Consider the following 18,623-nt stretch of genomic DNA (forward strand, 5'->3'; position numbering starts at 1 on the left):
CATTTATCGCTTAAGAAGCGTTAAGGATCTTAATTTCAAAGGTTTTTTCTTGATTTTCTAATAGTGCAATGCTCCCTTCATGGGCTTTAACGACTTGCAAAGATAGGGCTAACCCTAAGCCATTACCCTTTAATTTGGTGGTTTCAAAAGGCTCAAACAAAGCGCTTTTATTTTCCACTTCCTTGCCGTTATCAATAATGGTAAAGACAATAAATTCATTTTGAATGAACGCTTTAATCTTCACCTGCCCCTGTTCGCTCTCTTCTAAAGCCTCAATCGCATCAATGGCGTTATACAAGAAGTTTTGTAACACAATCCCCATTAAATCAAAGTCAAAAAACCCTTCTTCATCGCTAAAATGAAAAATAAAATCAATGTCTTTGGAGTAAGTATAGCAATTTAGGGCTTCTTTAAGATCGCTCTCTAGCGTTTTTAAACTTTGCTTGGTGCGGTTGGCTTGAATGCCTTTGGAAAAAAGCAAAGTGGCTTTAATGATTCTTTCTACACGCCATAAAGCTTTTTGCAATTCCACAACAATGGGCTTAGTCTTTTCGTTTGCATGCTTTAATAACACTGAAGCTAAAAGAGAAATAGAGCCGACAGGGTTTCTGATTTCATGGGCTAAATGCGCTGAGATCTTTCCCATAGAAGCGAGCCGTTCTTGGCGTTTTTGAGCGCTAATATCGGTTGCGGTGATGATTTGCTTGCCTTGAATGCTGTTCTGCTGGACTAAATAGCTTTTATTTTCATGTTCAATTTCAGTGTTAAAATTTTCTAATTTAGCCTTATTGAACACCTCATGGCTTTGGTTGGCTAAAGAATTTTTATAAAAAAAGCTCCCGTTTTCATTCATCACCCAAATGGCTTGCGGTAAAATCTCTATGACCCATTCATAAAGCGCTTTATAATCTTTAAACTCCTTTTCTACTTTGTAGCTTTGCAAAATAAATTGGTTTAAAAGCTCCAATAATTCTTGCATGTCTTTTTTGTTGGAAAAATTTTCTAACAATTCTTCGCTCTCTTTGGGTTTGAAATTTTCTAAAAGGATCGCATTTTCCTTTTTCAATAACCCCTTGAAAGAAGTTTTATGGCGTTTTAGATGAGAGGTTTTTAAGCGCTTGGATTTTTTCATGGTTTTTGTTTTTCTTGCTCTTTTAAGAAATTAAACAGCATTTCGCTATAACCAAAATTCCCGCTCAATTCTTTAGAAAGCGTGTCCTTATACATAGAGGTGTAAATCTCATCGCCTGGGGCTTTAGGATACAAGGGGTTATCCATTTTCATGGCGGTATCTAGCATGAATTTTAAAAGCAGCGCTTCAAAAGAATCGGTTTGCTCTTTGAGGAGTTTGTCGTTTTTAGTTTTTGCTAACGCATTCAATTTCTCTTCACTCGCTAGTTTAGAAATATTGTATTGCTCTAGCATGGCTTTATTGTTGTTTATCATAGTATCTCCATTTCAGCGCTAATCGCGCCGCTTTTTTTTAGGGCTTGCAAGATTGAAACTATCCCTTTAGCGCTCACGCCAATTTTTTGTAAGGCTTTCATCACCCCAGCAATGGTGATATTTTTCCCGTTAGAACTCAGCGTGCTGTGAGCGGCATCTAAAGACATGCTGTCTAAATCTTGTGCGTTTTTAGAATTATTTAATGGCTCTTTAGTGATTTTAAGCGTGATGTCTTGGCTAGTAACCACTATCGGATGCACAATTATATCCACTCCTGAAACGATCGTGCCTGATTTTTCATCTACAATGATCTTATTTTTCGCGCTGTAATTGATAGGGATTTCTTGCACTAAAGCTAAAAACTCCACCATAGAAAAACGCTCCGGGCGAGTGATTTGAATGGTTTTTGGATCTAGTGCGACAGCTACCCCTTTACCAAATACACTATTTAGAGTGTTTTGCACCTGGATAGCGTTTTTAAAATTAGGGTTTTTCAAGCTTAAAACCATGGCGTTTTTGTGGAACAAGTCATACGAAACTTCCCTCTCAATAGTTGCCCCATTGATGATATTGGCTGAAAGCAAATTGTTGGAATTGCCTGAAGTGATTGATCCTTGAGCGAGGGCGTAAATATTCCCATCTACCGCATTTAAAGGGGTCATCACTAAAGTCCCCCCTTGGATGGATTTCGCATCGCCGATAGAAGAGATGTGAATATCAATTTTATCGCCCTGTCTTGCAAAAGGAGGTAAGGAGGCTGTAATCATCACTGCAGCGACATTTTTAGACTTAATATCATCCGCAGAAATTTTGACATTCACGCTCTCTAGCATGTTAGAAATGGATTGCATGGTGAATTTTGAGCCGGATTTATCCCCTGTGCCATTTAAGCCAATCACAAGCCCATAACCAATCAGCTGGTTATCCCTTACCCCCACCACGCTCGCTATATCGCCTATTTTTTCGGCTAAAAGCTTGTGGAAGGCTAATACAAAAAAAAGCCACAAAAACACCCGTTTCAATCAAACCCTTTCTCAAATTTCACTAAAACTATTTTAGCATAAGCCTTTTATAAAAACTTTAATCCTAATTGAGTGCATTTTTATGCTATACTCAAAAATCTTATAAACTAAAGATTATAAGCTTTTATTAGCTTTTAAGTTTCAAATTAATTAGTAAGGTCAATCCCCCATGGAATTTATTCATGATGATTCACAACTCCCTATAGAAATTGATGATGACACCTACCATAAGCCTAGTTTCAATGATTTAGGTTTAAAAGAATCGGTTTTAAAATCCGTTTATGAAGCCGGCTTCACTTCCCCAAGCCCCATTCAAGAAAAGGCCATTCCGGCTATTTTACAAGGAAGAGATGTTATCGCGCAAGCCCAAACGGGTACGGGAAAAACCGCCGCTTTCGCTTTGCCTATCATCAATAACCTTAAAAACAACCACACCATAGAAGCATTAGTGATCACGCCCACTAGAGAATTGGCTATGCAAATTAGCGATGAAATCTTTAAATTAGGCAAACACACCAGGACTAAAACCGTGTGCGTGTATGGAGGCCAGAGCGTTAAAAAACAATGCGAATTTATTAAGAAAAACCCTCAAGTGATGATCGCCACGCCAGGAAGATTATTGGATCATTTAAAAAACGAGCGCATCCATAAATTTGTGCCTAAAGTGGTCGTGCTAGATGAAAGCGATGAAATGCTGGATATGGGGTTTTTAGACGATATTGAAGAGATTTTTGACTACCTCCCTAGCGAAGCGCAAATCTTGCTTTTTTCAGCCACGATGCCAGAGCCAATTAAAAGACTAGCGGATAAGATTTTAGAAAACCCCATTAAAATCCATATCGCTCCTTCTAATATCACCAACACTGACATCACCCAACGCTTTTATGTGATCAACGAACATGAAAGATCTGAAGCGATCATGCGCCTTTTAGACACCCAAGCGCCTGAAAAAAGCATTGTTTTCACGCGTACTAAAAAAGAGGCCGATGAATTGCACCAGTTCCTTATTTCTAAAAATTACAAAAGCACCGCCTTGCATGGGGATATGGATCAAAGGGATCGACGCGCTTCTATCATGGCGTTTAAAAAAAATGACGCTGATGTGTTGGTGGCTACGGATGTGGCGAGCCGTGGGCTAGACATTAGCGGTGTAAGCCATGTGTTCAATTACCACTTGCCCCTAAACACTGAAAGCTACATCCATCGCATTGGTAGAACCGGGCGAGCGGGCAAAAAAGGCATGGCGATCACGCTAGTTACGCCTTTAGAATACAAAGAGCTTTTACGCATGCAAAAAGAAATTGATTCAGAGATTGAGCTTTTTGAAATCCCCACCATTAACGAAAATCAAATCATCAAAACCTTGCATGACGCTAAAGTGTCTGAAGGGATCATTAGCCTTTATGAACAGCTCACCGAAATTTTTGAACCCTCTCAATTGGTGTTAAAACTTTTGAGCTTGCAATTTGAAACCAGCAAAATTGGCTTGAACCAGCAAGAGATTGATGCGATTCAAAACCCTAAAGAAAAAACGCCAAAACCCTCTCACAAAAAAACGCACAAGCCTGATCAGTCGCACTCTTTCAAAAAAGACCACCACAAAGACAAGCACCCTAAAACGAATCGTTATTCCAAAAAACCCAAACGCCATTAAAATATTCAAAAAAGGAAATTCATGCCCATTGATTTGAACGAACATTTAAAAAAGAAAAATTCTCAAAGACCCCCAGATAACCCCACGCCTAACGGATCTAATAATGGGGGGCGTTTCACTCCGCCGTCTAATTCTTTTAATTCTAAAAAAATATCGGTTTTAGTTGTTGTTGTCCTTTTGGGCGTTATCGCTTTTTTGGCCAAGCCTTTTGAAGTGATTAGCTCAGGAGAAATTGGCATTAAAATCACCGCTGGGAAATACGAACCCACCCCCTTACAGCCGGGAATCCACTTTTTTGTGCCTATCATTCAAGACATTCTCATTGTGGATACCAGGATTAGGAATATCAATTTTTCACGCACCGAAGACATGGGCGTGGCCGGTAAAAACCAAGGGATTTTTAGGAACGACGCTATTAATGTGATGGATAGTAGGGGTTTGACCGTTTCTATTGAACTCACCGTCCAATACCGCCTAAACCCCCAAACCACCCCCCAAACGATCGCTACTTATGGCTTGTCTTGGGAGCAAAAAATCATCAATCCCGTGGTGCGCGATGTGGTGCGCTCTGTCGTGGGGCGCTATCCGGCTGAAGATTTACCCATTAAGCGCAACGAGATCGCCGCTCTTATCAATAGCGGTATCAATAAAGAAGTCTCTAAACTCCCTAACACCCCTGTGGAATTAAGCTCTATCCAATTGAGGGAAATCGTTTTGCCCGCTAAGATTAAAGAGCAAATTGAAAAAGTCCAAATCGCGCGCCAAGAATCAGAGAGGGTGAAATACGAGGTGGAACGCTCCAAGCAAGAAGCCCAAAAACAAGCCGCTTTAGCTAAAGGGGAGGCGGACGCTAACAGGATTAAGGCTCAGGGCGTAGCGGATGCGATCGTGATTGAAGCTAAGGCAAAATCTCAAGCCAATTTAAGCATTTCACAGAGTTTGAGCGACAAGCTTTTGAGATTGCGTCAGATTGAAGTTCAAGGCCAGTTTAATGAAGCGTTAAAAACGAACAATAACGCCCAGATCATGCTCACTCCAGGTGGGGCTGTGCCTAATATTTGGATTGACACTAAAAGTAAGGTTAAATCTAGTATCGCCGAGAGTAAAGAGCCTTAAAAACGCATGGCGTCTCTTGCCTTTGTCCAAGCTTTTTTGGAATCTTTTAAGGGTTTTTTAAGCCAAGCGACTCTAATTAGCGTTTTAATAGCGAGCGTTTTAATCCTTTTTTGCGCGATTTTGCTCCTTTTGGCTTTGCTTTTGAGAAACCGCTTAGCTAGTTATATAGCGGCAGCAACTTTTTTAAGCACGTTTTTAAGCATGCCTTTTGTCTTAAAATTCTTACTCACTCAAGCGATTTACCCCATAGAAACACGCATCTTGCACGCTAACCCTTTAAATTACAGCAACGCTTTTTCCTTGCAAGTAGAAGTCAAAAACATTTCCAAATTCAGTTTAAACAAATGCTTTTTACGCCTAGAAGTTCTTAAAAACCCTCATAATTTTGTTGAAGAGCGGGCTTTTAAACTCTTTGTCAAAAAAAGCTATGAAAAAACTTTTAAAGAGAAGATTTTACCCAAAGAATCCAAGGTGTTTTCATTCTTTATTGACAATTACCCTTATTCAAAAACAGCCTCTTATCAAGTTTCTTCGTTTTGTTTATAAAATACTTTCATTAAAACGCTTTTAAACTATTGGCTAAATTTATTTTTAAAGATATTTAAAAATTTTTACTTTATTTTTTGTTTTATAGTAAAAACCCATTTTCTTAAGTGGATAGGGGTATTTTGAAACAATTCTCCCTTATAACCACCAACTATAAACCCCATAACTCTAAAAGACCGCTTTTTTTAATAAGTTATCGTTTGCTTAGCGCAAGCTTTTTGCTATTTAATCCTAAAAAAATGCTAAAGGTATTTTTTTAAATTTTGAAACAAAAATTTAAAGCCTAGATTCTAACAAACGCTTGGTATAATCATGTTTGGGGCTTTCAAACACTTCTTTAATAGCACCCGTTTCTACGACCTTTCCTTCACTTATCACTAACACCTTATCGCAAAACGCTTTGATCACATCCAAATCATGGCTAATAAACAAATAGCTCAAGTCTTGTTTTTCTTGCAAATTCAACAATAATTCCAGCACGCTTTTTTGAATGCTCTTATCTAAAGCAGAGGTAGGTTCATCTAAAAGAATGATTCTAGGTTTTAATGCAATCGCTCTAGCGATCGCTACTCTTTGGCGCTCCCCACCACTCAATTCATAAGCGTAAAAATTGAGCAGTTTAGAATCCAAGCGCACTTCTTCTAAACAAAGTTCAGCTAAATGGTGCCATTCTTCTTTGGAAGCTTTAGGGTAAGCGAAGTGCAAAGCCTCAGTTAAAATACTTTGAATGCTTAGGCGAGGGTTTAATGAAGCGTAAGGGTCTTGAAACACCATTTGCAAGATCTTGCGGTAGGGTTTGAACGCCTTAGAGTTTAAAGACCCCACGCTTTCGCCTAAAATCTTTTCTTCCCCACTATTTAAAGCGAGCTTTAAAAGCCCTAACACTAGAGAGCTTTTCCCGCTCCCGCTTTCGCCAATAATGCCAATATTTTCTTTGGCTTTGAGAGAAAATTCCACTGATGCGATAAGGGGCTTTTTTAAAGAAGGCCTAAAAAAGCGTTTTTGCAAGTAATAAACGCTAAAATCCCTCACCTCTAAAAGCGTCTCATCTAGCGCTTTTAAATTTTTGGCGGGTAAATGAGAAGCTTGAATCAAGAGTTTTGAATATTCGTGTTTGGGATTATTGAAAAGCTCTTTAGTCAGATTGGTTTCTACTATTTCGCCTTTTTTTAACACATAAACCCTATCGGCTAAGCGCTTGACCGCCTTTAAATCATGGCTAATAAATAAAAGGGCGATGTTTTTCTCCACGCTCAATTGTTTGAGCAAGTCTAAAATCTGGTTTTGGATTTGCGCATCTAGGGCGGTGGTAGGTTCATCGCAAATGAGCAGTTTGGGTGCATTAATAATGCCCATAGCGATACACACCCTTTGGCGCTGCCCTCCGCTCAATTCATAAGGGTAACGATCCAAATGCTTTTCATCTAGCTGGACTTGTTTCATGGCGTTTAAAACTTGTTCTTTAAGGAGCGTTTTAGAAGCGTTTTTGTGGTGCAAAAAATAGGCTTCGCTCATTTGCTTGCCGATTTTATGCAAAGGGTTTAGGCTGGATAGGGGGTCTTGAGCGATGTAAGCGATCATATTGCCCCTTAAATCTTGCATAAACGCTTCGCTTTCTTGTAAAAGGTTGGTTTTTTCAAACAACACTTCGCCATTATAAGGCTTAAACCTGGGGTTTAATCGCATGATAATGTTAGCGATAGAGCTTTTACCGCTCCCGCTCTCGCCCACGATCGCTACCCTTTCGCTAGAATTTAACGAAATATTGATGTTTTGGAGCGAAAAATGGGCGTTTAAAGCGCAACTTAAATTCTTGATTTCTAGCATTAACCCCCCTTATTTGAGCATGTTAGCGTTGAAAGCATCGCGCACCCCTTCGCCAATGAACACCAAAACAGAAAGCAACAAGCTAATCGCCACAAACGCAACGATGGCTAAATGAGGCGTGGTGAGGTTATCCTTGCCTTGATTGACCAATTCGCCCAAGCTCGCGCTCCCTATAGGCATGCCAAAACCCAAGAAATCTAAAGACACTAAAGTGGAAATGCTAGCCGCCATTAAAAACGGCACATAAGTGATCGTCGCCACTAAAGCGTTGGGTAAGACATGGTAAAAAATGATTTTTAAATCATTCACCCCAAGCGCTCTAGCGGCTTTAGTGTAGTCCATATTCCTTGCTTTTAAAAATTCCGTGCGCACGACTTGAGAAAGCCCCATCCAGCTAAAGAGCAAGACTAAAAATAAAATGATCCAAAAATTAGAATTGAACGCGCTAGAAATCACAATAAGTAAAAAAAGCATGGGAATTGCGCTCCAAATCTCGCTCAACCTTTGCCCTAATAAATCCACTAACCCTCCATAATACCCTTGAAACGCTCCCAAACTCACGCCAATAAGAACGCTAAAAAGCGTGAGTAAAATCCCAAACACTAAAGAAACACGATAGCCATAAACCAATCTGGCTAACACATCTCTAGCCTGATCGTCTGTGCCTAGAAGGTGTTTGAAGCTTGGGGGGGTGGGAGCGGGCGAGTCTAAATCCATAATGATCGTATCGTAGCTATAAGGAATGAGTGCATGGATAATGAAAGCGTCTTTTAAAAGCGTGTTTTGCACATAAGGATCGTTATAATCCGTAGGGGTGAAAAAATCGCCTCCAAACTCCACTTCCGCATAGTTTTTAAACATGGGGAAATACGCCTTATTATCCTTATAGATAAATAAGGGGCGTTCATTCACCCACAAGGGGGCTAAAAGAGAAAGCGCTAACAAAGCAATAAAAAGATAGAGCGAAAAGACCGCCCGCTTATTCTCTTTAAAACTAAGAATACGCATTTTAAACAAACTGCTCACGCTCAAACTCCCTTGATGAAAAACAATTCCTAAGATTATAATTAATTATGGGTAATACTAGCAAGAACATGTTCAAGGCATTTTTTATCATCAATATAATAAAGAGTTTGATTTCAATTAAATTTTAATCAAACTTTAATCAAGCAGTAGTCTTTTTAAAAAAGCGATCTTAGGGGGTTTATGGTGGAGTGTAGGGGGTTCGAACCCCTGACCTCAACGCTGCCAGCGTTGTGCTCTCCCAGCTGAGCTAACACCCCAAATAAAATTAAGCGAGCATTATAACATTTTGCTTAAAAGATGTCAATTTGATGTTTTTTTGAAACACTTAAGGGCAAAATAAGAATGATTATCTTAAAATTAGAAAGTTTCTTTTATAGATGAAGTAAAATCACTTACCGAAGCAAAAAAGCAAAAAGGATATTTTTGAAAAATTACCCCTTTAAGAAAATGATCACCCTTTCTTTACTAGCGGGCATGCATTTGTGCAACGCTGAAGAAGATGGGGCGTTTTTTGTCATTGATTACCAAACGAGTTTGGCCAGACAGGAATTGAAAAATCCAGGCTTTACCCAAGCGCAAGAATTGAAGCAATTAATAAGAGATGGGGCTGTGAGGTTGCAAACCTCTGCTATTCCCTTGTCCTATTATTTGGATATTTTAGGGAATAAAACAAAAACTCTTCTAAGTGAAGGCGCAAACAACAATGCACAACCATCGCAACCAAACGGACAAAGCGCACCAAACCCAGCCTTAGTCAATTTAGAGGAATCTCTAGGGATTTTGGGAAAATTATTGGATCTATCCCAACAATACGCTTCAGAAGGTGTCATTAAGCCTTTGGTGGTGGATGTGGGGAAAGAACAAATCGGCATTACTGATAGCATGCTCTTAGTGGCTCAAAACATCGTTTTAGCTTTAGGGCAAGTGAATGTAACCCAACAAAAAAATAACGAACGGCTATACGAAAATATCATGAAAGTCATGCTTTTAGGGGCAGGCGGGACCAATGGAGCGTATAACGGCGTGAGCGTGGGCGATATTGCCACTGGCATGCAAAATTTTTCTTCGCAAACGGGCTTGATAGGGGCTAATTCTACGGTTGGCGAGCTTAACGCTTTGATTAAGAGCGGGATTTCTCTAGACAGAGAGACTTTAAACTTAGGGAGTTTTATTGAGAAAAATATCTGTAGCAGTGCATCGTCTTGTTTCAGTAAAAATCAGCTCATCTATAAGCAAGGGTTAGACAGAACCATAAACATCATCAATGCGAGCTTGAATCAGTTTGAGTATTCGGCTAGCTCTCTTTATAAGATTTCTTATATCCCTAATCTCTTTTCGCTCAAAGATTACCAGTCAGCGAGCATGAATGGCTTTGGGGCCAAGATGGGCTATAAACAATTTTTCACCCATAAGAAAAATATTGGCTTAAGGTATTATGGGTTTTTGGATTATGGCTATGCGAATTTTGGCGATACGAATTTAAAAGTGGGGGCAAATCTTGTTACTTATGGGGTAGGGACGGATTTTTTATACAATGTGTTTGAACGCTCTAGAAGGAGGGAAAGGACTACAATAGGCCTTTTCTTTGGGGCTCAAATTGCAGGGCAAACTTGGAGCACGAATGTAACGAACTTATTGAGCGGGCAAAGACCTGATGTCAAGTCTAGCTCGTTCCAATTCTTGTTTGATTTGGGCGTACGCACTAACTTTGCAAAAACCAATTTCAATAAACACAGGCTAGACCAAGGGATAGAATTTGGGGTGAAAATCCCTGTTATCGCTCATAAGTATTTTGCAACTCAAGGCTCAAGCGCGAGCTATATGCGGAATTTTAGCTTCTATGTGGGCTATTCAGTCGGTTTTTAAGGAAGGCTCTTGATGAAAGATACCAATACAAAAGAGATAAAGAATACAAGAATGAAACAAGGTCATAGCAAATACCAAATGCTCAAAAAGGGGCTTTTAAAAACCGCTCTGCTTTTTAGCTTTCCTTTAAGCATGGCGTTAGCTGAAGACGATGGCTTTTATATGGGGATAGGCTATCAAATCGGCGGTGCGCAACAAAATATCAATAACAAAGGTAGCACTCTAAGGAATAATGTCATTGATGATTTCCGCCAAGTGGGCGTAGGCATGGCAGGGAGTAATGGGCTTTTAACCTTAGCGACAAACACGACCATGGACGCTCTTTTAGGGATAGGCAATCAAATTGTTAATACCAATAAAACTATTGATAACAACAACGCAGAATTAACCCAATTTAAAAAAATACTCCCCCAAATTGAGCAACGCTTTGAAGTGGATAAAAACGCTTATAGCGCTCAAGCCTTGCAAGTGTATTTGAGTAATGTGTTGTATAACTTGGTTAATAATAGCAATAATGGCAGTAATAATGGAGTCGTTCCTGGATATGTAGGAATTATAAAAGTTCTCCATGGCTCTCAAAGTGAATTCAGCCTTTTAGCCACGGAAAGCGTGGCGCTTTTAAACGCGCTCACAAGGGTGAATTTGGATAGCAATTCGGTGTTTTTAAAAGGGCTTTTAGCCCAAATGCAGCTTTTTAATAACACTTCTTCAGCAAAACTAGGTCAGATCGCAGAAGGCTTGAATAACAGCGGTGGTGCAGGAGCCATGCTTCAAAAGGATGTGAAAACCATTGCGGATCGAATCGCTACCTACCAAGAGAATTTAAAACAACTAGGAGGAATGCTAAACAATTACGATGAACCTTACTTGCCCCAATTTGGGCCAGGCAAAAGCTCTCAGCATGGGGTTATTAATGGCTTTGGCGTTCAAATGGGCTATAAGCAATTTTTTGGGAGCAAGCGGAATATAGGCTTGCGATACTACGCTTTCTTTGATTACGGCTTTACGCAATTAGGCAGTCTTAGTAGCGCTGTTAAGGCGAATATTTTTACTTATGGTGCTGGCACAGACTTTTTGTGGAATATCTTTAGGAGGGTTTTTAGCGATCAATCCTTGAATGTGGGGGTGTTTGGGGGCATTCAAATAGCGGGTAACACTTGGGATAGCTCTTTAAAAAGTCAAATTGAAGACTCGTTTCAAAAAAGCCCCACTCCCACGAATTTCCAATTTTTGTTTAATTTGGGTTTAAGGGCTCATTTTGCTAGCACCATGCACCGCCGGTTTTTGAGCGCGTCTCAAAGCATTCAGCATGGAATGGAGTTTGGCGTGAAGATTCCAGCGATCAATCAAAGGTATTTGAGGGCGAATGGGGCTGATGTGGATTATAGGCGTTTGTATGCGTTCTATATCAATTACACGATAGGTTTTTAAACTCTTTAAAAAGGTATTTTTAGAGTTTAAAGGGGCTTTTTACTTTTTTTTGGTATTCTAACAAGCTTTTAAACAATCTAATCTACTTTATTTTAAGGGTAATTTTATGGCAGATGTCGTTGTGGGGATCCAGTGGGGGGATGAGGGGAAGGGAAAAATTGTGGATAGAATCGCTAAGGATTATGACTTTGTGGTGCGCTATCAAGGCGGGCATAACGCAGGGCATACCATTGTGCATAAGGGGGTTAAGCATTCTTTGCATTTAATGCCCTCAGGGGTGCTATACCCGCAATGCAAGAATATCATTTCTAGCGCGGTGGTCGTGAGCGTTAAAGATTTGTGCGAAGAAATCAATGCGTTTGAAAATTTAGAAAATCGTTTGTTTGTTAGCGATAGAGCCCATGTGATCTTGCCCTACCATGTGCAAAAAGACGCTTTTAAAGAAAAATCTCAAAACATCGGCACGACTAAAAAGGGCATAGGCCCTTGCTATGAGGATAAAATGGCAAGGAGCGGGATAAGAATGGGGGATTTGTTAGACGATAAAATTTTAGAAGAAAAATTAAAAGCGCATTTCAAAGCCATTGAGCCTTTTAAAGAAGCGTATGGTTTGAATGAAGCTTATGAAAAAGATTTGAGGGAGTATTTTAAACAATACACCCCAAAAATCCGCCCCTTTATCAAAGACACGACCAGCATGCTAATAAAAGCCAATCAAAAGGGCGAAAAAATCTTACTAGAAGGGGCGCAAGGCACGCTTTTAGACATTGATTTAGGGACTTACCCTTTTGTAACAAGCTCTAACACCACGAGCGCGAGTGCATGCGTGAGCACCGGCTTAAACCCTAGAGCGATTAATGAGATTATAGGCATCACAAAAGCTTATTCTACTCGTGTGGGGAACGGGCCTTTCCCTAGCGAAGACCTTACGCCTATGGGGGATCATTTAAGGATTCAAGGCGCTGAGTTTGGCACGACAACCAAACGCCCAAGGCGTTGCGGTTGGCTGGATTTGGTGGCTTTAAAATACGCTTGCGCTTTGAATGGTTGCACGCAATTAGCTTTAATGAAATTAGATGTTTTAGACAAAATTAATGAAATTAAGGTGTGCGTGGCTTATGAAAGAAAGGGCGAAAAATTAAAGGCTTTCCCTAGCGATTTGAAAGATTGCGTGCCGATTTATCAAACTTTTAAGGGCTGGGAAAAAAGCGCGGGCGTGAGAAAATTAGAGGATTTAGAGCCAAACGCTAGAGAGTATATCCGTTTTATTGAAGAAGAAGTGGGGGTAAAAATCCGCCTGATTTCTACAAGCCCTGAAAGAGAAGACACGATTTTTCTATGAAAAAATTCGCTTCTGTGTTGGTGCAATTAAAGACCCTTGCGTTAGAAAAAATAGAGCAAAAGCTTCAAAACAAACGCCTGGAGTTGCAACAAAATGAACAACAAATTTTAAACAAACAAATGGATTTGAGCGCGTTTAAAAACCCTAATTTTGGGGGAATGGGCCTTTTTTTACAAACCCAACAATTAAAAAGCGCTTTAAGGATGGAGATAGAGCGTTACCAACAAGAATGCGAAATTTTGCACGAAAATTTAAAAATCTTAGAAAAAGACTATCTTTTGGCTAACCAAGAATTAGAAAAAGCTAAAATCATTTTAGAAAAAGAAAAACAAAAAGAAAAAGCAATCATGGAGAAAAAAGAGCAGGCTCTTTTAGATGAAAACGCCATGATCTTGCACTGGCAAAAAGAGGGTTTGCATGCGTAAAATCTTACTCACAGGCTTTGTTTTGCAAGCGCTTTTTAGCGAAGAAGCCGCACAAGAATTGTTGCAATGCTCTGCGATTTTTGAATCTAAAAAAGCGGAACTGAAAGACGATTTGCGCCAATTGAGCGAAAAAGAGCAGTCTTTAAGGATCTTGCAAACCGAAAATGCTCGCCTTTTGGAAGAAAAAAGCGAATTGTTAAACCAAAAAGAAAAAGAAATAGAAGAAAAACTAAAAAATCTAACCGCTAAAGAAGAAGCCTTTAAAAGCTTGCAAGTTGCAGAAAAAAAACGCCTTGAAAATTTGATAGAAGAAAATGAAGATATTTTAAGAGAAATCAAGCAAGCTAAAGAAAGTAAGATTGGCGAAACTTATTCTAAGATGAAAGATTCCAAATCGGCTTTGATTTTAGAAAATTTGCCCACCAAAAACGCCTTAGAAATTTTAATGGCTTTAAAGCCCCAGGAATTAGGCAAAATTTTAGCCAAAATGGATCCTAAAAAAGCGGCGGCTTTGACGGAATTATGGCAAAAACCTCCACGAGAAAATCAAGAAAACCAAAAAGCCACAGAGCCTCCCCTAACGCCCACGCCCCCTAATGCGCCAACCATAAAAGAACCAACCATAAAAGAGCCTAATATGAAAGAACCAAATGTGCAAGAGTCTGCATCTAAAGGGGTATAATGTTAATTGCAGCGATTTTAACGCTAGCGTTTTTAATCTTTGTCCATGAGTTAGGGCATTTCACTATTGCTAGGCTTTGTGGGGTCAAAGTAGAAGTTTTTAGCATTGGTTTTGGTAAAAAACTCTGGTTTTTTAGGCTTTTTGGCACGCAATTCGCTTTGTCTTTGATCCCGCTTGGGGGCTATGTGAAATTAAAGGGCATGGATAAAGAAGATAGCGATATGAATGAAGATAGCGATAGCTATGCACAAAAAAGCCCTTCTCAAAAGCTATGGATATTGTTTGGGGGGGCGTTTTTTAATTTTCTTTTTGCGATTTTAGTGTATTTTTTTCTGGCATTGAGTGGGGAAAAAGTCTTACTGCCCATCATTGGCGATTTAGAAAATAACGCGCTAGAAGCCGGGCTGTTAAAGGGGGATAAAATCCTTTCTATCAACCATCAAAAAATAGCGAGTTTTAGAGGGATTAGAGGGATAGTGGCGCGCTCTCAAGGCGAGTTAATTGTAGAAATAGAGCGAAACAACCAGATTTTAGAAAAACGACTAACCCCTAAAATCGTGGCGGTGATAAGCGATTCTAACGACCCTAATGAAATGATCCAATACAAGGTGATAGGCATCAAGCCGGACATGCAAAAAATGGGCGTTGTTTCTTATTCTTTGTTCCAAGCGTTCAAAAAGGCTTTGATCCAATTTAAAGAGGGCGCTGATTTGATTATAGTTTCTTTAAAGCGTTTGATTGTGGGGAGCGCTTCAGCCAAAGAATTGAGTGGGGTAATAGGCATTGTGGGAGCGTTAAGCCATGCCAATAGCTTTCATACGCTTTTATTGTTTGGGGCGTTTTTGTCCATTAATTTAGGGGTTTTAAATTTACTGCCCATTCCCGCTTTAGATGGGGGGCAAATGCTAGGGGTTATTTTTAAAAATATTTTTAATATCACTTTGCCTGTGATCATACAGAATGCGTTGTGGCTAGTGGGGGTGGGGTTTTTGGTTTTTGTCATGTTTTTAGGGCTTTTCAATGATATTACTCGTTTGCTATAAAAGGAGGAATTGATGGATGCATTGAGCGTGAGTGAAATCAATGCACAAATCAAAGCCCTTTTGGAAGCGACTTTTTTGCAAGTTAGGGTTCAAGGGGAAGTGAGCAATTTGACTATCCATAAGGCGAGCGGGCATGCGTATTTTTCGCTCAAAGACAGCCAGTCAGTGATTAAATGCACTTTATTTAGGGGGAATGCTAGTAAGCTTAAATTCGCCTTAAAAGAAGGGCAGGAAGTGGCTGTTTTTGGGGCTATTAGCGTGTATCCTCCAAGGGGGGATTATCAAATCAATTGCTTTGAAATAGAGCCTAAAGATTGGGGTTCATTGGCTTTGGCTTTAGAGCAATTGAAAGAAAAATTACGCCTTAAAGGCTATTTTGATAAAAAAAATAAATTACCCAAACCAAGTTTTCCTAAACGAGTGGCAGTCATCACTTCTCAAAATTCAGCCGCTTGGGCGGATATGCAAAAGATCGCTTTCAAACGATGGCCGATGTGCGAATTGGTTTGTATCAATACCTTAATGCAAGGGGAGGGGTGCGTTCAAAGCGTGGTGGAGAGCATCGCTTATGCGGATAGTTTTCATAACACAAAAAACGCTTTTGATGCAATTGTGGTGGCTAGAGGTGGGGGGAGCATGGAGGATTTGTATTCTTTCAATGATGAAAGAATCGCTGATGCACTCCATTTGGCTAAAACTTTCAGCATGTCAGCTATTGGGCATGAGAGCGATTTTTTATTGAGCGACTCGGTGGCGGATTTAAGGGCTTCTACGCCATCTAATGCGATGGAAATATTACTCCCTAGCAGTGAGGAATGGCAGCAAAAACTTGATGAATTTAGCTTGAAATTGCAACGCTCTTTTAAAATCTTGCTCCATCAAAAAAAGGTGCATTTAGAGCATTTAGCGGCTTCTTTAAAGCGGTTGAGTTTTGAAAACAAGCACCATTTAAATTCTTTAAAACTAGAGAAATTAAAAATCGCTTTAGAAAATAAAACCTTAGAATTTTTACGCCTTAAAAAAACGCTTTTGGAAAAAATTTCTACCCAACTCTTCACAAGCCCTTTTTTACAAACTAAAACAGAACGATTAAACAGACTAGACAACGCCCTTAAACTCGCTCATGCGCATTTGAAATTGCCCAAATTCGGGGCGTTTGTGAGCAAAAACAATCAAGCGGTAGAATTAGAGGCATTAAAAATGGGCGATAGAATTGAATTGGATAACGAAAAGGTCAGAGCGAGCGCTGCAATTTTGAGCGTGGATAAAGCGTAGGGTTTGAAAAAATCTTTAAAATTTCATGTTTAAAATTTCGTATTCACTTCTTTTGATAATTTTTTCTAAACGCAACAGCATGATATTTGAAATGGTGCTGTTATACCCTTTATTTTTTAAAATACTAGTAGCTTGCGAATTATTTTTAATTTTTTCTTCTTTCTGGCATAAATAAAACGACCAATTCAAATGATAATCCTTATTAGCTTCTACAACGGCTTGCGCGGTTGTCCCGCTACCTGCAAAAAAATCTAAAATGACAGAATCTTTAGGGGTGGAGCATAACAATAAATATTTAATCAATTCTACAGGCTTTGGTGTCTTAAAAAGCCCTTTTAAGCCTAATTTTTCTAAATCTCTTGTACCTTGTCGGCTATAAAAATCCAACACACTCAAACAATTATCTTGCGATTCTTTTAAATAGTATTTTTCATAAGGGCGCTTATTCTTAAAAACAAGTCTGTTTTGATCATGCAATTCCTTAAGCTTTTCATCGCTGCTCCACCCTCTGCTTTTTAAGGGTTCTAAAAAAAGATTGATTTCTTCTATCGCTACACTGCGTGGGTTTGAAGGCGTGGATAAATCTTTAGCAAAATAAATTTCACCTTTTTCATCCACTAAATTATAATTTTTTAAAAAATTAAAATGTTCTTTTTGGGATAGCTCTTTGATTTGTTTTTTTAAGGCAAGTTGGGCTTGGGCTTGCCCTTTTTGTTTGAAAACGCTCTTAATCGTTCGCATTAAATCTTTTAATGGTTTATCATAAATGGGTAAAAGCGTTCGTAAGATTTTAAAGCCAGGAGTGCATGCTTTATTTTTGGCGTAGCTTAAAACATACTCATGGGTAATATTGATGTGTTTGGCGTTAGATCTTGTGGCTTGTTTAGTGATAAAAGTGCCTAAAAAATTGTGCACTCCAAAAATTTCATTGGCAATGATTTTGACTTCAGCCATTTTGTTGTCATCTATAGAAATAAAAAGACAACCGCTTTGTTTTAACACAGCCTTTGCTAAAACCAGATGTTCTTTAATCCATTTTTCGTAGTCAGCATGAGCGTCATCATATTCAAAATTAGAACTCTTGGTGTTATAAGGGGGATCTATATAGATGGTTTGGACACTTTCTTTTTCTATCCTTTTCAAACACTCCAAAGCTTCCATAATAAAAACTTTATGCAAGGGAGTTTCCCCAAGAAAAATGACCGCATTTAAGATTAAAAAGATTGATAAGCTCTTGTTCTTTTAAATCAATGGGTTTCATTTTGAAACCAAATTCTTTGATTAATTTACTGATGCCTATCGTTTGAGTTGAGCGCCTGCTTTCATTATGGCACTCTTTTACTTTTTGTTCTAAATACAATCCCATTTCAGGGTGCTTCCCATAAACAATGAATAAAAGATTAGAAATATTATTCCATACACCCACGGCTAAAGTTGTTTTAATATCGCAAAAAACCTTGGCTTTTTCTAAAGTAGTGTCATTAAAAGTCGCGCTCCAAGTTTTACTTTGAAAGGATACTTGTTTGATCTCTAAAAATTCATCGCTTGAACTTTTTTTAGCATCAAGACCATGCTTTTGGGTATTGATAAGATCATAGTCTAAATATAAAGCCACCATGCTGTCTCTCAACTCATTGAAAAATGAATCATTATCATGTTTATTGTATTGATTTTGAATTTTTTCAATTGGCTTTAACGCTTGATAGCTTTCTGTAATGAAATTTCTATCAATGGGTTCAAAGCACCCTTTATTAAAAAATCCTAAAGACTGATTCAAAAATTGCATGTCTAACCCTTTGAAATTCTGTCAATATTATTTTAGTGAAAGTATATTATTTATCAGCAATACTTTTAAGCAGAATGCCTTGTTTAAAATACCAGCCATTATAAAAGGGTTTTGTATTATAATTTGATTGATTTCT

At 38.9% G+C, this 18,623-nt stretch carries 17 protein-coding genes and 1 tRNA gene; 10 read left to right on the forward strand and 8 right to left on the reverse strand.

What is annotated here, in order from left to right:
• Window positions 1-10: 10 nt before the first annotated feature.
• Genes flgS through AA977_RS01195 form a run of 3 tightly spaced genes read right to left on the reverse strand, consistent with a single transcriptional unit; the run spans window position 11 to window position 2,468 of the window.
• Window positions 11-1,132, reverse strand: coding sequence for an acid survival sensor histidine kinase (gene flgS, locus AA977_RS01185; protein WP_064434263.1), 1,122 nt, complete (start codon window positions 1,130-1,132; stop codon window positions 11-13).
• Window positions 1,129-1,446 carry a hypothetical protein gene (locus tag AA977_RS01190; RefSeq protein ID WP_064434264.1) on the reverse strand — a complete coding sequence of 106 codons (318 nt, stop codon included), beginning with the start codon at window positions 1,444-1,446 and terminating at the stop codon, window positions 1,129-1,131. Before AA977_RS01190 ends, flgS begins: the two co-directional genes overlap by 4 nt.
• Window positions 1,443-2,468, reverse strand: a complete 1,026-nt coding sequence (locus AA977_RS01195; RefSeq protein ID WP_064434265.1) for a flagellar basal body P-ring protein FlgI — start codon at window positions 2,466-2,468, stop codon at window positions 1,443-1,445. The genes AA977_RS01190 and AA977_RS01195 overlap by 4 nt, the downstream gene beginning before the upstream one ends.
• 169 nt (window positions 2,469-2,637) lie before the next feature.
• Between AA977_RS01195 and AA977_RS01200 the strand changes: the two genes are divergently transcribed.
• From AA977_RS01200 to AA977_RS01210, 3 genes are read left to right on the forward strand one after another with little or no spacing between them, the layout of a single operon-like run.
• A complete protein-coding gene (locus tag AA977_RS01200; protein WP_064434266.1) occupies window positions 2,638-4,122 on the forward strand; it encodes a DEAD/DEAH box helicase in 1,485 nt (494 codons plus the stop codon).
• Between the two features lie 21 nt (window positions 4,123-4,143).
• Entirely contained in the window at window positions 4,144-5,238 is a 1,095-nt protein-coding gene (locus tag AA977_RS01205) for a prohibitin family protein (protein ID WP_033751441.1), read from the forward strand.
• Between the two features lie 6 nt (window positions 5,239-5,244).
• Window positions 5,245-5,784, forward strand: coding sequence for a DUF2393 family protein (locus AA977_RS01210; RefSeq protein ID WP_064434267.1), 540 nt, complete (start codon window positions 5,245-5,247; stop codon window positions 5,782-5,784).
• A 276-nt stretch (window positions 5,785-6,060) separates the two neighbouring features.
• On the opposite strand, the gene nikE is transcribed toward AA977_RS01210, so the two are convergent.
• From nikE to AA977_RS01225, 3 genes are all read right to left on the reverse strand, one after another.
• On the reverse strand, window positions 6,061-7,611 hold the full coding sequence (nikE, locus tag AA977_RS01215) for a nickel ABC transporter ATP-binding protein NikE (RefSeq protein WP_064434268.1): 1,551 nt from the start codon (window positions 7,609-7,611) through the stop codon (window positions 6,061-6,063).
• A 9-nt stretch (window positions 7,612-7,620) separates the two neighbouring features.
• The gene (locus AA977_RS01220) at window positions 7,621-8,643 is read right to left on the reverse strand and encodes an ABC transporter permease (RefSeq protein ID WP_172795998.1); all 1,023 of its coding nucleotides are present in this window, start codon (window positions 8,641-8,643) and stop codon (window positions 7,621-7,623) included.
• A gap of 175 nt (window positions 8,644-8,818) precedes the next feature.
• Window positions 8,819-8,894 (reverse strand) — tRNA-Ala (locus AA977_RS01225).
• A gap of 166 nt (window positions 8,895-9,060) precedes the next feature.
• Between AA977_RS01225 and hopF the strand changes: the two genes are divergently transcribed.
• The 7 genes from hopF (at window position 9,061) to xseA (ending at window position 16,701) form a co-directional block, all read left to right on the forward strand.
• Complete coding sequence (gene hopF / locus AA977_RS01230) at window positions 9,061-10,503, forward strand: Hop family outer membrane protein HopF (protein ID WP_064434269.1); 1,443 nt, start codon at window positions 9,061-9,063, stop codon at window positions 10,501-10,503.
• A 12-nt stretch (window positions 10,504-10,515) separates the two neighbouring features.
• Complete coding sequence (gene hopG, locus AA977_RS01235; protein WP_064434270.1) at window positions 10,516-11,934, forward strand: Hop family outer membrane protein HopG; 1,419 nt, start codon at window positions 10,516-10,518, stop codon at window positions 11,932-11,934.
• A gap of 106 nt (window positions 11,935-12,040) precedes the next feature.
• Window positions 12,041-13,276 carry an adenylosuccinate synthase gene (purA, locus tag AA977_RS01240; RefSeq protein ID WP_064434271.1) on the forward strand — a complete coding sequence of 412 codons (1,236 nt, stop codon included), beginning with the start codon at window positions 12,041-12,043 and terminating at the stop codon, window positions 13,274-13,276.
• Window positions 13,273-13,701: a flagellar export protein FliJ gene (locus AA977_RS01245; RefSeq protein ID WP_064434272.1), complete on the forward strand. Its 429-nt coding sequence runs from the start codon at window positions 13,273-13,275 to the stop codon at window positions 13,699-13,701. The genes purA and AA977_RS01245 overlap by 4 nt, the downstream gene beginning before the upstream one ends.
• Entirely contained in the window at window positions 13,694-14,383 is a 690-nt protein-coding gene (locus AA977_RS01250; RefSeq protein ID WP_064434273.1) for a MotE family protein, read from the forward strand. Before AA977_RS01245 ends, AA977_RS01250 begins: the two co-directional genes overlap by 8 nt.
• Window positions 14,380-15,426 carry an RIP metalloprotease RseP gene (gene rseP / locus AA977_RS01255; RefSeq protein WP_064434274.1) on the forward strand — a complete coding sequence of 349 codons (1,047 nt, stop codon included), beginning with the start codon at window positions 14,380-14,382 and terminating at the stop codon, window positions 15,424-15,426. The genes AA977_RS01250 and rseP overlap by 4 nt, the downstream gene beginning before the upstream one ends.
• A 12-nt stretch (window positions 15,427-15,438) precedes the next feature.
• Entirely contained in the window at window positions 15,439-16,701 is a 1,263-nt protein-coding gene (gene xseA, locus AA977_RS01260; protein ID WP_064434275.1) for an exodeoxyribonuclease VII large subunit, read from the forward strand.
• A gap of 15 nt (window positions 16,702-16,716) precedes the next feature.
• On the opposite strand, the gene AA977_RS01265 is transcribed toward xseA, so the two are convergent.
• A complete protein-coding gene (locus tag AA977_RS01265) occupies window positions 16,717-17,880 on the reverse strand; it encodes a DNA methyltransferase (RefSeq protein ID WP_064434276.1) in 1,164 nt (387 codons plus the stop codon).
• On the reverse strand, window positions 17,873-18,487 hold the full coding sequence (locus AA977_RS01270) for a hypothetical protein (RefSeq protein WP_033749907.1): 615 nt from the start codon (window positions 18,485-18,487) through the stop codon (window positions 17,873-17,875). The genes AA977_RS01265 and AA977_RS01270 overlap by 8 nt, the downstream gene beginning before the upstream one ends.
• Window positions 18,488-18,623: the final 136 nt, after the last annotated feature.

It is taken from the genome of Helicobacter pylori, from assembly GCF_001653455.1.
Lineage (GTDB): Bacteria > Campylobacterota > Campylobacteria > Campylobacterales > Helicobacteraceae > Helicobacter > Helicobacter pylori_A.

What these genes read in the sequence shown, in the direction of transcription:
- xseA (WP_064434275.1), top strand. Translation starts at nt 15,439, where the DNA reads ATGGATGCATTGAGCGTGAGTGAAATCAATGCACAAATCAAAGCCCTT.
- AA977_RS01190 (WP_064434264.1), bottom strand. Translation starts at nt 1,446, where the DNA reads ATGATAAACAACAATAAAGCCATGCTAGAGCAATACAATATTTCTAAA.
- AA977_RS01250 (WP_064434273.1), top strand. Translation starts at nt 13,694, where the DNA reads ATGCGTAAAATCTTACTCACAGGCTTTGTTTTGCAAGCGCTTTTTAGC.
- hopG (WP_064434270.1), top strand. Translation starts at nt 10,516, where the DNA reads ATGAAAGATACCAATACAAAAGAGATAAAGAATACAAGAATGAAACAA.
- AA977_RS01200 (WP_064434266.1), top strand. Translation starts at nt 2,638, where the DNA reads ATGGAATTTATTCATGATGATTCACAACTCCCTATAGAAATTGATGAT.
- purA (WP_064434271.1), top strand. Translation starts at nt 12,041, where the DNA reads ATGGCAGATGTCGTTGTGGGGATCCAGTGGGGGGATGAGGGGAAGGGA.
- AA977_RS01210 (WP_064434267.1), top strand. Translation starts at nt 5,245, where the DNA reads ATGGCGTCTCTTGCCTTTGTCCAAGCTTTTTTGGAATCTTTTAAGGGT.
- AA977_RS01205 (WP_033751441.1), top strand. Translation starts at nt 4,144, where the DNA reads ATGCCCATTGATTTGAACGAACATTTAAAAAAGAAAAATTCTCAAAGA.
- nikE (WP_064434268.1), bottom strand. Translation starts at nt 7,611, where the DNA reads ATGCTAGAAATCAAGAATTTAAGTTGCGCTTTAAACGCCCATTTTTCG.
- AA977_RS01270 (WP_033749907.1), bottom strand. Translation starts at nt 18,487, where the DNA reads ATGCAATTTTTGAATCAGTCTTTAGGATTTTTTAATAAAGGGTGCTTT.
- flgS (WP_064434263.1), bottom strand. Translation starts at nt 1,132, where the DNA reads ATGAAAAAATCCAAGCGCTTAAAAACCTCTCATCTAAAACGCCATAAA.
- AA977_RS01245 (WP_064434272.1), top strand. Translation starts at nt 13,273, where the DNA reads ATGAAAAAATTCGCTTCTGTGTTGGTGCAATTAAAGACCCTTGCGTTA.